Below are 12,958 nucleotides of genomic sequence, written 5' to 3' on the forward strand. Positions count from 1 at the left end.
GCGCCACCCGCCGCCCGAGGGAGGAAGGTTCTTCGTTTAGGACGCTTCGGCGAGCGTTACGGTTGCCGTCGCCTCGGCCCCGTTTCGCTGGAAGATCACCTCGGCCTGGTCGCCGACCTTGCCGGCCTGCACGGCACCGACGAGATCGTTCGCGTCGTTGATCGCCTTGTCGCCGAACCGCGTGATCACGTCGCCGCGTTGCAGCCCGGCCCGCTCGGCGGCACTGCCCGGGGTGACGTTGTTGATCACAGCACCCCCGTCCGGCGCGTTGCTCACACCCACCCCGAGCGACGGGTGGCTGATCTTCTCGCCCCGCTGGAGCTTGTCCGCGACGTCCTTGGCCTTGTTGCTCGGGATGGCGAAGCCCACACCGATGTTGCCGGTGTTGCCCTGTCCCGCGGTGGCGATCGCGGTGTTGATGCCGATCACCTCGCCCCGGGTGTTGACCAGGGCACCGCCGGAGTTGCCGGGATTGATCGGCGCATCGGTCTGGAGCAACCCGGAGATCGAGCTGACTGCCTGGCCGGGCAACTGCTGCCCGCCGCCGGCCTGGATGGTGCGGTCCCGGGCACTGAGGATGCCCGCGGTGACCGACCCCTGCAGCCCGAGCGGGCTGCCCAGCGCGAGCACCTGGTCGCCGACCTGCATCGCATCGCTGTCACCGAAGGTGGCCGGCTTGAGATCGCGTACCCCACTGGCCTTCAACACGGCCAGGTCGGTCTTCGGGTCGGTGCCGACGACCTCCGCCTGAGCGTTGGTGCCGTCGGCGAAGAACACCCGGACGCTGGCGCCACCGTCCGCGCTGGCGATCACGTGGTTGTTGGTCAGCACGAATCCGTCGGTGGAGAGGACCACCCCGGAGCCCTCGCCGCTGCCGGTGCTGATCGAGACGACGCTGTCCTGCACCGAGGCGGCGATGCGGGGCAGGTCGGCGCTGTCGATGACCGGGGCGGCGGAGTAGGTGCGGGTGATCCCGCCTCCGTCGCTCAACGCCAGCGCGAGCGACCCGCCGGCGACGCCACTGCCGAGCATCAGCGCGAACACCGCGACGCCGGCACCGACGAACTTGGCGATCCGGGCCGGCCGTACCCCGCGCGAAGGCGCCGGCGACCACGGTGCCGGTTGCCCGGGGTAACCGGTCGGCGAGCCGCCCGGGTAGCCGGTGGCCGGGTAGCCCGGGTAGCCGGTGGCCGAGCCGCCCGGGTAGCCGGTGGCCGAGCCGCCCGGGTAACCGGTGTGCGGCCCGGGATGTCCCGGGTGCCCGCCGGGCGAGGTCGGCTGCGGGCCGCCGCTCCAGCCGGACTGGCCGGCGTACCAGGGCGTGCCCGGGTAGGGCGGGGCGGAACCGGGCCGACCGGCCTGGTACGGGTGCTGGCCCGCCGGCGTCCAGGCGGGCTGCCCGGAGACCGGCGGCGCCGAGGGCGGCGGGCCTGCGGTGGCGCCGCCCGGCGGGGTCGGCTCGCCGGCAGGCCCGCCGGGGCCGGACGGCGTCTCGACGGCACGGACCGGGACGGTCGGCGCCTCGGCGGTCGAATCGTCCGCCGGTACGGATGAGGAGTCGGCCCACGCGTGCTCGGCGCGGGGCAGCTCGGAGTGCGACGGCTCGGCGTCGGTGCGGGCCGGCCGGCGCGGTTCGGACTCGTACTCGGTCATGTCCCTACCCTCCCCCATCGCTCTGCGATCCGGCTTAGCCTGACCTGAGGATTTGCTGAAAATCACTGCTGATCGATGTCGATGTCCGGAGAGAGCGGCAGCCGGACCCGGAAGGTGGTGCCCCCGCCGGGTGTCTCGGTCACCTCGACGGCGCCCTGGTGCACCGTCACCAGGGCGGCCACGATGGCCAGGCCGAGGCCGGTACCGGTGTTCCCACCCAGCTGGCGGGTACGCGAGGCGTCCGCCCGGTAGAAACGTTCGAAGACCCGATCCGCCTGCTCCGGGGTGAGCCCCGGGCCGGTGTCGGCCACCTCGATCACGGCCACGTTGTCCGGTTCGGCTCGTAGCCGCAGCGTGACGGCCGCCTCCGGCGGGGTGTGCCGCAGCGCGTTGGTCATCAGGTTGCCGATCACCTGCCGCAGCCGCGCGTCGTCGCCGCGCACCACCAATGGCCCCGAACCGGACTCGATCTCCAGCTCGATCCGCCGGTCCGGCTCCACCGCCCGGGCCGCCTCCACGGCGTCCGCGGCCAGCACCGGCAACTCCACCGGGGCGAGCGAGAGCGGTCGCTCGCGGTCCAGCCGAGCCAGCAGCAGCAGGTCCTCCACCAGCAGACCCATCCGGGCGGCCTCGTCCTCGATCCGGCGCAGCAGGTCGGCGGTCTGCTCGGGGGCCCGGGCGGCACCCTGCCGGTACAGCTCGGCGAAGCCGCGGATGGTGGTCAGCGGGGTACGCAACTCGTGCGAGGCGTCCGCGACGAACTGCCGCATCCGCTCCTCCGAGCGGCGGGCCCTGCCCTCCGAGGCACGAGCCGCCTCGGCGGCCTCGCGGGCGGCGGCCTCGGCGGACCGGGCCGCGGACTCCGAGGCAGCGCGGGCGGTGAAGGCCATCTCGATCTGGCTGAGCATCGCGTTCAACGCCCGGGAGAGCCGCCCCAGCTCGGAGTTCGGGCAGGGCTCACCGTCCTCCGGATCGGGCACCCGCCGGCTGAGGTCTCCGCCGGCGATGGCCGCGGCGGTACGTTCGATCTCCACCAGCGGCTTGAGGCTGGCCCGGACGATCGCCGCGCCGATCGAGGCGAGCAGGATCAGCACCGCGCCACCCACCAGCACGTCTATCCAGACCAGCCGGGTGACCGCCCGGTCGACGTCGGTCAGGTGCTGCCCGACCGCCACCCACTGCCCGTTGGGCAGCTCGGTGTAGAGCATCTGCCAACGAACCTCGCTGCCTCGGGACTTGACGGAGAAGGGTTCACCGGCGAGCCGGGCGAACCCGGCCGCGTCGTCCGGCCAGGGTGGCAGGTCGGCCTCGCTGAACCGGCGACTGTCGAACCCGTAGTCCTCCACCGCGCCGGAGCTGCGGTTGGTGATCACCACCACGTAGTCGGTCGGCACGACGCTGTCCCGCCGGAAGACGAGCTCCGCCCAGGGCCTGCCGTACAGCTCGTTCTCCAGGGTGCCGACGGCGTCGGTCAGCTCCGCGTCCACCTGGTCGACCAGGTAACTACGCAGGAAGAACGTGGTCAGCGCGCTGATCACGAGGAGCGCGGCGGCGACCAGGGCGAGGACGGCCGCGACCAGCTTGACCCGCAGCGGAACCGAGCGCAGCCGGGTCTTGCCCTGCTGTAACGCGTTCACGCCGCCGGCTTGCGCAGGACATAACCCACCCCGCGCAGGGTGTGGATCAGCCGCGGCTCGACGTTGTCGACCTTGCGCCGCAGGTACGAGATGTACGACTCGACGATGTTGTCGTCACCCCGGAAGTCGTAGTTCCACACGTGGTCGAGGATCTGCGCCTTGGACAGCACCCGGTTGGCGTTGAGCATCAGGTAGCGCAGCAGCTTGAACTCGGTCGGCGAGAGCTGGACCCGCTGGTCGGCCCGGTACACCTCGTGGGTCTCCTCGTCCAGCTCCAGGTCGGCGAAGGTGAGCCGGGCCGGGGCCTGCTCGCCGCTGCTGGTACGGCGCAGCACCGCCCGGATCCGGGCGGTCAACTCCTCCAGGCTGAACGGTTTGGTGACGTAGTCGTCGCCCCCCAGGGTGAGGCCGCGGATCTTGTCGTCGGTGGCGTCCCGCGCGGTGAGGAAGACCACCGGGGTACGCGTGCCGCCCTCCCGCATCATCCGGATCACCTCGAAACCGTCGAGGTCCGGCAGCATCACGTCGAGCACCACCAGGTCGGGTCGGTGGTCCCGGGCAGCGCTGAGCGCGGCCGAGCCGCTGGTGGCGGTGGCCACGTCGAAGCCCGCGAAACGCAGGCTCGCGGAGAGCAGTTCGAGGATGTTGGGATCGTCCTCGACGACGAGCAGTCGCGCCTCGGTCTGGGTAGCGGCCATGCCGCCCATCATCCGCGCAATCGCTGCGCCCACGCTGGGCGAAGCCTGAAAAGACCCTGTGAGCGGAACTGGTCGGCGGTCAGGCCGCCAGGGGCAGTCCTCGGCCGGCCGGGGTGCCGGGCCCGGCGCACCGAGCGCAGCAGGGTCTCGTCGCCGACGAAGGCCGGGGCGGTGGTCGGCGCGCCGGTCGCACCGCACCGGTAGCCAATCCGTAGCGGCACCACGGGCGCCCCGGCGTCGATGGCGGCCTGGAACATGGCCGGCCGGAAGCCAGCCGGCGGGCGGGGGCGATCCACGAACAGGGTCCCGGCCGCGCGGGCCAGCACTCCGATGAGCGGCCAGCGGCCCACCTCGTGCTTGGCCACCAGCCGGGCCGGCGCGACCGCCAGCAACGCCAGGATGTCCCACCAGGAGAGGTGGTTGGCGACCAGCAGCACGCGCCGCCGTGGCAGCCGGCCCCGCACCGTCAGGCGTACGCCGCAGGCGCGGGCCGTCGCCCGCGCCCAGCCGTGGGTGAGGGCGTGCCGCTCCCCGGCGGGCAGCACCGCGAGCGGCGGAACCAGCTTGCCCGCCCCCGCGACGGTCGCGGTCGGCACCCCAGCCGCCGAGCCAGCGCAGGCCACGCAGGTGCAGGTAGCGGGCGATACCAGCCCACATCAGGTTGATCACCGCGCCGGTGCGGTGGTCCGGGTGCACGCAGGAACGGCCCGCCTCGACCAGTTGGGCGCGCAACGCGTCGAGCGCGCTCAGCTCGAACTCGCCCTCGGCGTAGTGGCGAGTGGTCCGCCCGGGCGGGGGTTCGCAGAGGGGCGTCCGCGGCGGGCAGAGCGGGCATGCTTCCAGCTAACGCCGGCCGGGTTGCCGGCCCTGGTGCCGGGCGATGGCGATCCGGTGAACGGCGGTCGGCGTTCGTTCGCCGCCCCGCCACCGATGCCCCGAGCGGGGGCGTGCGAGGCTGCCGGGGCGCCGACGACCGGCCGGCGCGGCGGGAGGAGTCCGATGATCATCGAGGCACGGTTCAACGGCCCGTCCGGCTCGGGCAACGGCGGTTGGAGCGCCGGGGTCTTCGCCGAGGCGTACGGCGTCTCCGGTCCGGTGGAGGTGACCCTGCGCCGGCCGCCGCCGCTGGACACCCCGCTGACGCTGCGCGACGGGCAGGTGCACGACCCGACCGGGGCGGTGATCGCGCAACTGCGGCCGGCGGAGCGGTTCGACGACCTGGTGCCGCCGGTGGACCTGGCGACCGCGCGGGAGGCCTCGGCGGCGTACCCCGGTCTGCTGGACCACCCCTTTCCCGGCTGCTACGTCTGCGGACCGCAACGCGCCGACGGCCTGCGGATCTTTCCGGGACCGCTGCCGGACGGCCGGACGGCCGCGCCGGTCCGGGCGCCGGAGCAGGTGCGGCTCGCCACCGTCTGGGCCGCCCTGGACTGCCCCGGTGGCTGGGCGGTGATCGGGGCCGGCCGGCCCTACCTGCTCGGTCGGATCACCGCCCAGGTCGAGGCGTTGCCCCGGCCCGGCGACGAGTGCGTGGTGACCGGCGCGGTGGTGACCATCGAGGGACGCAAGGCGCTGGTGCGCACCAGTCTGTACGGACCGGGCGGTGATCTGCTCGGCCGGGCCCACGCCACCTGGATCGCCCGGTAGCGGCGTCGGCCGATCGGGTCGTTCCTGGGGATGAGGCGACTCCTGCCTGCGACGGAGGAGGATCTCCGGAGCGTGCCCGATTGATTTGGTTGACCACTACCGTCACGCTGTGCAACGGCGCACCTCGGCGCCAACACGGGAGGAGAACAATGTCCGACGGGCAGCCACGCCCCAACAATGACGCGCAGATCGTGGTTTCCGGCCTGAGCAAGCAGTACCGCAACGTGCTCGCGGTCAACAACCTGTCGTTCACGGTCGAACCGGGTCGGGTCACCGGCTTCCTCGGCCCGAACGGCGCGGGCAAGACCACGACCCTGCGCATGCTGCTGAACCTGGTCACCCCGACCGCCGGAACGGCCACCATCGGTGGCCGCCGGTACCCGGACCTGGCCGACCCGCTGCACCACGTCGGCGCGGTGCTGGAGGCGTCCAGCGCGCACAAGGGCCGCACCGGAATCAACCACCTGCGGGTGATCTGCGCGGCGGCGGGGCTGCCTCGGCAGCGCGCCGACGAGGCGCTCGCCCTGGTCGGGCTGACTCCGGCGGCGAAGCGCAAGTTCAAGGGCTATTCGCTGGGCATGAAGCAGCGACTCGGAATCGCCGCCGCGATGCTCGGCAACCCACGCGTGCTCATCCTCGACGAGCCGGCCAACGGGCTGGACCCGGAGGGCATCCGGTGGATGCGCGGGTTCCTCAAGGGCCTGGCCGCCGAGGGCCGCACCGTGCTGGTTTCCAGCCACCTGCTGTCGGAGATGCAACTCCTGGCCGACGACGTGGTGATCATCGCGGCCGGGCAGTTGATCCGGCAGGGCCCGGTCGACCAGGTGATCGGGTCGATGGCACAGGGCGGCCGGGTCCGGGTCCGCACCCCACAGGCGGAGGCGCTGACCACGGCGCTGGCCGGCGGGCCGGCCACGGTGGAGGCCGATGGGCAGGGCGCACTCCTGATCACCGGGGTGGACGCCCCGACGGTGGGCCGGGCGGCGCTGACCGCCGGTGTGGAGTTGCACGAACTGACCACCGAACGCCCCGACCTGGAAGGCGTGTTCCTGGAACTGACGGCCGGAAAGGCGGGCATTCGATGAGCAACCTGGTCCGCTCCGAACTGATCAAGATCCGTACGACCAGCACCTGGTGGTGGCTGGCCCTCGGGGCCTTCCTGTCGATCGTCCTGGCGTTCCCCTTCAACGCCTGGCTGTTCAACGAGACGGTCGGCGGCGGCGGGGAGGAGTTCGGCGTCACCGGCGACGCGGCGTCCGCTCCGGCCCAGGCGGCGAACCTCTACACCTCGGGGCAGTACCTCGGGCTGATGTTCGTGATGCTCATCGGCATCCTGATGGTCACCAACGAGTTCTTCCACCAGACCGCGACCACGACCTTCCTGGCCACCCCGCGACGCACTGCGGTGATCACCAGCAAGCTCATCGCGGCCAGCCTGCTGGGTTTCGCGTTCTGGCTGGTGACCACGCTGATCGACCTCGGTGCCGGAGCGGCCTTCCTGGCGCTGAACGATCACGGTCCACTGCTCGGCGAGTGGGAGGTTCAGCGGGCGTTGCTGCTCAACCTGATGGCGTACGCCATCTGGACCGTGCTCGGCGTGGGCATCGGCACCCTGATCACCAACCAGCTGGGCGCGGTGATCACCGCCTCCGTGCTCTACCTGATCGGCACGCAGGTGGTGGGCCTGCTCTTCCTGCTGCTGGCGAGCTGGCTGGACAGCATGGCCGTGATCAAGTGGCAGGTGATCTGGCCGGCGGCCGCCTCCCAGATCATGATCACCCCAGGCGAGAACGAGATGCTTCCGGCCTGGTGGGTCGGCGCGCTCGTACTGATCGGGTACGCCCTGGTCAGCGGCATCGCCGGGGTGTTGATCACCCGGCGCCGCGACATTTCCTGACGCTGGCGGCCCGGCCGGGCCGACGCAGCGACCGGCGTGGGGCCCGGTTCACCGGTGACAGCCGGCGGACCGGGCCCGTCGTCTCATAACAGCAAGCAACGGAACACGCAGCGCTTACCGAACTTCTGGCATCTTCTGTGAATTCGGCCACGCGGAGCAGCCGGAAATGCCGTAGGGATCCGTACGGCGTAGCCTTGGATCCGTCCTGTGTCCCGCTTCGGCGGCACGGGACACCGCGTGACACACAAACCCGCGTGAAAGAGGCGATTACCGGCCGTGTCGACCCAGCAAACTTCGCAGGAGAACCCACTGGCGGGTTTCGGCCCGAACGAGTGGGTCGTCGAGGAGATGTACCACCGCTACCTCGCCGACCCCGGCAGCGTCGACCCGGCCTGGCACGACTTCTTCGCCGACTACCGCCCTGGCCCGGGCACGGCTGCCGCGGCCGAGGGGGCCGGCGCCCCGACCGAGGCCACCCGCAAGCAGTCTGCCCCAGCCAGGACCGCGCCGGCCGCCAAGGGTGAGCCGACGGCCAAGACCGCCGCCCGCACCGCGCCGGCCCCGGCGAAGGCCCAGCCGGCAGCCAAGGCCGCCGCTCCCGCCAAGGCCGAGCCCCGCACCGCGCCGGCGAAGGCCCAGCCGGCAAAGACCGAACCGGCGAAGACCGCGCCGAGCGCCACCGGGGCGCAGACCACGCCGCTGCGCGGGGTGGCCGCCCGGATCGTGCAGAACATGGACGCCTCGCTGTCCGTGCCGACCGCCACCAGCGTGCGGGCCGTGCCGGCCAAGCTCCTGGTCGACAACCGGATCGTGATCAACAACCACCTGACCCGGGGGCGCGGCGGCAAGGTGAGCTTCACTCACCTGATCGGCTACGCGCTGGTCCGCGCGCTGGCCGCGCACCCGGAGATGAACAACTCCTTCGCCCAGGTCGACGGCAAGCCGGCGCTGGTCCGCCCGGAGCACGTCAACCTGGGCATCGCCATCGACCTGGTCAAGCCCGACGGCAGCCGCAACCTGGTGGTCCCTTCCATCAAGGGCTGCGAGCAGATGGACTTCCGGCAGTTCTGGCAGGCGTACGAGGACATCGTCCGGCGCGCCCGCCGCAACGAGTTGACCATGGAGGACCACTCCGGCACGACCATCTCGCTGACCAACCCCGGCGGCATCGGCACGGTGCACTCCATACCCCGGCTGATGCAGGGCCAGAGCGCGATCATCGGCGTCGGCGCGATGGAGTACCCGGCGCCGTACCAGGGCATGAGCGAGGCCACCCTGGCCGAGTTGGCGGTCAGCAAGGTCATCACGCTGACCAGCACGTACGACCACCGGATCATCCAGGGCGCGCAGTCCGGCGAGTTCCTCAAGGCCATGCACGAGCTGCTGCTCGGCGAGCACGGCTTCTACGACCAGATCTTCACCTCGCTGCGGATCCCGTACGAGCCGGTGCGCTGGGTGCGCGACGTTGCGGTCGACAGCGAGGGGCAGATCAACAAGACCGCGCGGGTGCACGAGTTGATCCACGCGTACCGGGTCCGCGGCCACCTGATGGCCGACACCGACCCGCTGGAGTTCAAGATCCGCAAGCACCCCGACCTGGACGTGCTCCAGCACGGGTTGACCCTGTGGGACCTGGACCGCACCTTCCCGGTGAACGGCTTCGCCGGCAAGCAGCGGATGAAGCTGCGCTCGATCCTGGGCGTGCTGCGGGACTCCTACTGTCGGCGGGTCGGCATCGAGTACATGCACGTCCAGGATCCGGAGGAGCGCCGCTGGATCCAGGAACGGGTCGAGCTCAAGTACGAGAAGCCGCCGGCCGACGAGCAGAAGCACGTGCTCAACCGGCTCAACGCGGCTGAGGCGTTCGAGACCTTCCTGCAGACCAAGTACGTCGGCCAGAAGCGCTTCTCGCTGGAGGGCGGCGAGTCGCTGATCCCGCTGCTCGGCGAGGTCCTGGAGGCCTCCGCCGAGAGCGACCTGGACGAGGTCGTGATCGGCATGGCCCACCGGGGTCGGCTCAACGTGCTGGCCAACATCGTGGGCAAGCCGTACGAGAAGATCTTCTCGGAGTTCGAGGGGCACCTGGACCCGCGCTCCACCCAGGGCTCCGGCGACGTGAAGTACCACCTCGGGCAGAACGGCAAGTTCACCACGCCCGACGGCGCGCACTCGGTCAAGGTCTCGGTGGTGGCGAACCCGTCGCACCTGGAGGCCGTCAACCCGGTGCTGGAGGGAATAGTCCGGGCCAAACAGGACCGGATAGACCTCAAGCTGGAGGGCTACACCGTGCTGCCGCTGGCGGTGCACGGCGACGCCGCCTTCGCCGGCCAGGGCGTGGTGGCCGAGACCCTCAACCTGTCCCAGTTGCGCGGCTACCGCACCGGCGGGACCGTGCACGTGGTGGTCAACAACCAGGTCGGCTTCACCACCGCCCCGGAATACAGCCGCTCCAGCCTCTACAGCACCGACGTGGCCCGGATGATCCAGGCGCCGATCTTCCACGTCAACGGCGACGACCCGGAGGCCGTGGTCCGGGTCGCCCGGCTGGCCTTCGAGTACCGCCAGACGTTCAACAAGGACGTCGTGATCGACATGGTCTGCTACCGCCGGCGCGGGCACAACGAGGGTGACGACCCGTCGATGTCCAACCCCGAGATGTACAAGATCATTGACTCGAAGCGGTCGGTCCGGAAGCTCTACACCGAGGAGCTGATCGGCCGGGGTGACATCACCGTGGAGGACGCGGAGGAGTTGCTGCGCGACTACCAGGCGCAGCTGGAGCGGGTGTTCAAGGCCACCCGCGACGCCGCCACCACGCCGCGCCAGCTCGGCCGCCCGAAGCGGGAGGACGAGCCGGAGCCGCAGGTGGACACGGCGACCGACGCGTCCGTGATCAAGTCCATCGGCGAGGCGCACGTCAACCTGCCGGAGGGCTTCACCCCGCACAAGCGGATCCAGCAGTTGCTCGACCGGCGGGCCAAGATGTCCGTCGAGGGCAACATCGACTGGGGCTTCGGCGAGATCATCGCCTTCGGCGCGCTGCTGAACGACGGGGTCACCGTCCGGCTCGCCGGGCAGGACTCGCGCCGCGGCACCTTCGTGCAGCGGCACGCCGCGGTCGTCGACGCGGAGACCGGCGACGACTACCTGCCGTTGCAGTCGCTCACCGGTGACGGCGAGCGGTCCCGGTTCTTCGTGCACGACTCGCTGCTGTCCGAATACGCCGCGATGGGCTTCGAGTACGGCTACTCGGTGGAGAACCCCGACGCGCTGGTCTGCTGGGAGGCGCAGTTCGGCGACTTCGTCAACGGTGCCCAGTCGGTGATCGACGAGTTCGTCTCCTCCGGCGAGGTGAAGTGGAGTCAGCGCTCGGCGGTCACCCTGCTGCTGCCGCACGGTCACGAGGGGCAGGGCCCGGACCACACCTCCGGCCGCCCGGAGCGGTTCCTCCAGCTCTGCGCCGAGGACAACATGCGGGTGGCCGTCCCGACCACCCCGGCGAACTACTTCCACCTGCTGCGCCGCCAGGCCCTCTCGCCCAAGCGCAAGCCGCTGGTGGTGTTCACACCGAAGTCCCTGCTGCGGCACAAGCTCTGCGTGTCGTCGGTGGAGGACTTCACCACGGGCACCTTCTCCCCCGTGCTCCCCGACGGCGCCGCTCCGGCGCCGGAGCAGGTCAAGCGGGTGCTGCTCTGCTCGGGCAAGGTCTACTACGACCTGTTCCAGGCGCGACAGGAGCGCGGCGTCACGGACACCGCGATCGTCCGCCTGGAGCAGCTCTACCCGATGCCGGCGGCGGAGGTCCGGGCGGCGCTCGCGCAGTACCCGAACGCCGAGGACTTCGCCTGGGTGCAGGAGGAGCCCGCCAACCAGGGCGCCTGGTCGTTCGTCGCGCTCAACCTGTTGGAGCACCTCGACGGGCTCCGGCTGCGCCGCATCTCCCGCCCGGCCGCCGCCGCACCGGCCGTCGGCTCGGCGAAGATGCACGAGGTCGAGCAGAGCGCGCTCATCGAGGCGGCCCTTCCCCGACCCTGACGAGACGCATCCCGGTCCCGTCCCACCTCGGTGGGACGGGACCGGCCGGCTTCACCGGGAGGACACCGGTGAGGAAGCGAGTAGGCGATGTACTTCACCGACCGGGGCATCGAAGAACTGGTCGAGCGGCGCGGTGACGAGCAGGTCAGCCTGGAGTGGCTCGGCGCACGGCTGCGCGACTTCGTCGACCTGAACCCGGAGTTCGAGACCCCGATCGAGCGGTTCGCCACCTGGCTGGCCCGTCTCGACGACGAAGACGACGACTGACCGCGGTGCGCACCAGCCCGCCTGAGTGCCCGGTTTCCCGTACGACCGCCGGAGCCCGGACGACCGTGGCGCGGGACCCCGCCGCGACCCGGATCGGGGCGGTGCCGGTGGCCACACCCCGGACCGCCAGCGGCATCGCGGCGGCCAGCGTGGCCTTGGCTCTGCTGTTGGGCGGGTGCGGCTCCCCCTCGACGCCGCGGGTGGCCGAGGCGGCCGGGTCCGCGCTGCCCTCCCCGCCGTCGGTGTTCTACGTCGACCCGGCGAATCCGGCGGAGGCGGAGGCGGAGCGGCGTGCGGCGCGTGGCGAGACGGCCGACGCGGAGGCGTTGCGCGCGATCGGCAGCCGGCCCAGCGCGAAGTGGCTCACCGGCGGCCCGGCCCGCGAGGAGGTCGACGCCTTTCTGGGGCGGGCCGCGATCGCCGGCCAGATCCCGGTGCTGGTGGTGCACAACGTGCCGCAGCGGGACTGTGGCCGGCGGGGCGGCAGCGGTGGGGCCGGTTCCGGCACCGAGTACCAGTCCTGGATCCGCGACGTTTCCGCCGGCATCGCCGGCCGGCCGGTGACCGTGATCCTCGAACCGGGCGCACTCCCCGACGCGGTGGCCGGCTGTGTACGCGACCACGCCGGCCGGCTCGCCCTGCTGCGCGACGCGGTCGCCGTACTGGCCAGCACCGGTACCGCCCGGGTCTACCTCGACGCGGGCCATCCGGGCTGGATCTCCAACGTCGACGCGCTGGCGACGGCGCTGCGTCAGGCCGGGGTGGCCGAGGCGGACGGCTTCGCGCTCAACGTGGCGAACTTCGTCCGCACCGAGGACAACGTCGCCTACGGGCACCGGATCTCCGACGCGCTCGGCGGCGCCGCCACGTTCGTCATCGACACCAGCCGTAACGGCAACGGTCCGTACCCGACGGACCGGGTCAAGGGCGCACCGAGCTGGTGCAACCCGCCGGGGCGCGCGATCGGCGCGGAGCCGACGGCTGACAGCGGGCTGCCCCGGGTCGACGCCCTGCTCTGGATCAAGTACCCGGGCGAGTCCGACGGCGACTGCCGCCCCGGCGAGCCGCCCAGCGGCACCTTCTGGCCAGAGTACGCCATCTCTCTGGCCCACCCCTGACTCTCC

9 protein-coding genes and 2 pseudogenes are annotated in these 12,958 nt (G+C 71.6%); 6 read left to right on the top strand and 5 right to left on the bottom strand.

Annotated elements, in window-relative coordinates; genetic code table 11:
• Positions 1-36: 36 nt before the first annotated feature.
• The 5 genes and pseudogenes from IEY61_RS15760 to IEY61_RS32150 all read right to left on the bottom strand — a co-directional run.
• Positions 37-1,653: a trypsin-like peptidase domain-containing protein gene (locus IEY61_RS15760; protein WP_189044920.1), complete on the bottom strand. Its 1,617-nt coding sequence runs from the start codon at positions 1,651-1,653 to the stop codon at positions 37-39.
• A gap of 62 nt (positions 1,654-1,715) precedes the next feature.
• The gene (locus IEY61_RS15765) at positions 1,716-3,290 is read right to left on the bottom strand and encodes a HAMP domain-containing sensor histidine kinase (protein WP_189044922.1); all 1,575 of its coding nucleotides are present in this window, start codon (positions 3,288-3,290) and stop codon (positions 1,716-1,718) included.
• Positions 3,287-3,988, bottom strand: a complete 702-nt coding sequence (locus tag IEY61_RS15770; protein ID WP_189044924.1) for a response regulator transcription factor — start codon at positions 3,986-3,988, stop codon at positions 3,287-3,289. Before IEY61_RS15770 ends, IEY61_RS15765 begins: the two co-directional genes overlap by 4 nt.
• A gap of 122 nt (positions 3,989-4,110) precedes the next feature.
• Positions 4,111-4,638 (bottom strand): annotated as a pseudogene (locus tag IEY61_RS15775) (lysophospholipid acyltransferase family protein); the annotation flags it as partial.
• A gap of 10 nt (positions 4,639-4,648) precedes the next feature.
• Positions 4,649-4,831 (bottom strand): annotated as a pseudogene (locus IEY61_RS32150) (GNAT family N-acetyltransferase); the annotation flags it as partial.
• A 156-nt stretch (positions 4,832-4,987) separates the two neighbouring features.
• Here IEY61_RS32150 and IEY61_RS15785 point away from each other — a divergent pair.
• The 6 genes from IEY61_RS15785 to IEY61_RS15810 all read left to right on the top strand — a co-directional run bounded on the left by IEY61_RS15785 (position 4,988) and on the right by IEY61_RS15810 (position 12,952).
• Positions 4,988-5,635, top strand: coding sequence for a hypothetical protein (locus IEY61_RS15785; RefSeq protein WP_189044926.1), 648 nt, complete (start codon positions 4,988-4,990; stop codon positions 5,633-5,635).
• A gap of 149 nt (positions 5,636-5,784) precedes the next feature.
• On the top strand, positions 5,785-6,720 hold the full coding sequence (locus IEY61_RS15790) for an ABC transporter ATP-binding protein (RefSeq protein WP_189044928.1): 936 nt from the start codon (positions 5,785-5,787) through the stop codon (positions 6,718-6,720).
• Positions 6,717-7,532 carry an ABC transporter permease gene (locus tag IEY61_RS15795; protein WP_189044930.1) on the top strand — a complete coding sequence of 272 codons (816 nt, stop codon included), beginning with the start codon at positions 6,717-6,719 and terminating at the stop codon, positions 7,530-7,532. The genes IEY61_RS15790 and IEY61_RS15795 overlap by 4 nt, the downstream gene beginning before the upstream one ends.
• A gap of 276 nt (positions 7,533-7,808) precedes the next feature.
• Positions 7,809-11,567, top strand: coding sequence for a multifunctional oxoglutarate decarboxylase/oxoglutarate dehydrogenase thiamine pyrophosphate-binding subunit/dihydrolipoyllysine-residue succinyltransferase subunit (locus IEY61_RS15800; RefSeq protein WP_189044932.1), 3,759 nt, complete (start codon positions 7,809-7,811; stop codon positions 11,565-11,567).
• A gap of 87 nt (positions 11,568-11,654) precedes the next feature.
• Positions 11,655-11,834: a DUF6104 family protein gene (locus IEY61_RS15805; protein WP_164447706.1), complete on the top strand. Its 180-nt coding sequence runs from the start codon at positions 11,655-11,657 to the stop codon at positions 11,832-11,834.
• A gap of 65 nt (positions 11,835-11,899) precedes the next feature.
• Positions 11,900-12,952, top strand: coding sequence for a glycoside hydrolase family 6 protein (locus tag IEY61_RS15810; protein WP_189044934.1), 1,053 nt, complete (start codon positions 11,900-11,902; stop codon positions 12,950-12,952).
• Positions 12,953-12,958: the final 6 nt, after the last annotated feature.

The sequence above is a fragment of the Micromonospora sonchi genome (assembly GCF_014646235.1).
GTDB lineage: Bacteria > Actinomycetota > Actinomycetes > Mycobacteriales > Micromonosporaceae > Micromonospora > Micromonospora sonchi.